Below are 2347 nucleotides of genomic sequence, written 5' to 3'. Positions count from 1 at the left end.
TTTTAATTCAGATTGGTCCTATGAACCCTCATTTTTGTTTCAGTTTTATGAAAGAACAAATGAAGCGGGATTTGACGCAAACTTTAAAGCCTATCGGGCCATGGATTTTGGAAGTTTGTGGGGAGGAATTTCATACAGAAGGAGTCTTGATGGTGCTGAATTTATGGAAGGAGCCAACACTTCCAGCCAAAAGTTACAATACATCTCCCCGGTTATAGGTTTAAACTATAAGAAATTTATTTTTGCATATACATACTCTTATCAGATAGGAAATGTAAGGTTTGACAATGGAGGTTACCACCAAATTACATTGGGATATAACTTCCTGGAAAGAAGGACACCCTATAATTGTAATTGTCCGGCTATAAATAATTAAACGGCTTTTATAAAATTAAACATTGGTTTCAAAAACCGCTTAGAATAAAAATTCCAAGCGGTTTTTTTCATTTGAACAACTTCGGTTTATTCGTAAAAAGCAAGAAACATATCAAGTGGAAAACACAACAATTGCAATCCTGTGCTTTTTTTAAGGTATTGTCTGACACAACTGAAATTTTAACTTTTTTATATTTAAGAAGTTGTAAAAGATTGTTAAAAAAAAGTTATATTTGAAATTGCAGAATAAAAAATTAACGGGGACTAATTTTACATTATAAAAATGCCTATGAACGTTCCAAAAAACTATAGGGACAATCCAATAGTAATGTCCTTAGGGCATTACACTTGATCGTAAAAGCAGGCCTAATCCATTAAAACAAATTACAAAGAACAGATGAAAAAAAATTACTATTGCCTACTCATGTTTGTTTTACTGTTGTTTTCTTATAACATACAGGCACAAACAATTACAGAAACGTATACAGCTGGGGATATCCCCACAAGTTATAATGCATTTGACAACACGTGTACCGGGCCGTTAACAACGCTGTCCTTAGCACTTCCTGCGGGAGGCCCCTGGGAGGTTACAGGTTTTGATGTGGAATATGATATGACTGCAGCAAATGGAGCCTGGATGTCAGAACAAAGATCACAGATTCATTTTCAGAATAACGGAACTCAGGAAGCAAGTGTAGCTTCAGGAACCGGTATTTCTGAAGGAACATTTTCCTATACCAGAAATAACATTGCTCTTGCAAATGCTTATTATGCAGGGGGTACCAATCTTATATTTGAAATGCGTGCCTGGCGAACTTGGGGAGGAACATTGTGTGACACTCAATACAATAAGGTGGACAACAACAGCTGGGAAATTACTGTGCATTATCAACTGGCACCTTCTTGTATCCCGCCGCAGGACATTGTTTTAACAAACCTTACTAATACAGAGGCAGAGGTCTCTTGGACAGAACTTGGCACAGCTACAGCCTGGGTGATTGAATACGGCCCTGAAGGTTTTACGCAAGGCACGGGAACTGTTGTAAATACCACCACTAACCCTCATCTTATTACAGGTCTTCTTGAATTGACTAAATATGATGTTTATGTGCGGTCAGACTGTGGTGGTGGCGATCTTAGTGCTTGGTCAGGCCCACTGAATTTTCAAACCTCAGCCGACTGTAGCAACTTTACCCTTGAAATCACTAATACAACCGGTGGAACAGTTGTTTGTAAAGGCTCTACTACTCTAAGTGCCCAATCAAGTGGTACGGGTAGCGATATCTATTGGTATGATGCATCTTTTGCCGGTAACTTACTAGGCACCGGACCAACATTTATTACGCCTGTAATAACAACGACAACCTCATATTGGGCTACCGAGGTCCTTACTTCCGGAGCTACATATTCCGGTCAAGCAAAACTCGCGCCCACAGGAAGTGCTGCAACAACTGCTTTTACCTATGGCCTGTTGTTTACGGCTACTCAAAATTTTACTTTGGTCGATGTGGAAGTGTTCTCTGCCGCTGCAGGAGGTTCTATGGTAGTTGAACTTCAAACTGCATCTGGCACCATGCTGGAAACCACAACTGTAAACGTGCCCGGAGGTGGAACTACTACCAGCCCTGTACCTTTTACTGTAACGTTAAACTATGTAATTACCCCCGGGGATTACAGGCTTGTAGCCATCAGTGGTCCGAGTATGATTCGTGACGTTGCGCCAAATGCATTTCCTTTTCCATTGGGTACAGCCGGCCAAGTAACTTCCGGATATATTGGTGGGATCAGTCAGGTCTATTACTATTTTTATAACTGGACAATAAGCCAGGGGGATGTGCTTTGTGAGTCTCCCCGAGTAGCAGTAGATGCAACAGTTACACAGGATGGTGACATTATTGTTCCTGCCGCACTTCCTTATATCGATACCAATAACAATACTTCCAATTACGGAAATACATATTCAGGGGCTCCC

Annotated in this window: 2 protein-coding genes; both read left to right on the top strand. The window is 40.5% G+C overall.

The genetic code is table 11. The annotated features are described in order from the left end of the window. The coding region (locus AC6F75_RS08325; protein WP_500714543.1) for a type IX secretion system membrane protein PorP/SprF at positions 1-376 on the top strand (376 nt) is incomplete at its 5' end. Between the two features lie 396 nt (positions 377-772). Beyond that, on the top strand, positions 773-2347 hold a 1575-nt coding region (locus tag AC6F75_RS08320; RefSeq protein WP_500714542.1), incomplete at its 3' end, for an Ig-like domain-containing protein.

This window comes from Planktosalinus sp. (genome assembly GCF_059864935.1).
The sequence above is the reverse complement of the archived record's forward strand: the minus strand, read 5'-3'. Positions and strand labels throughout refer to the sequence as shown.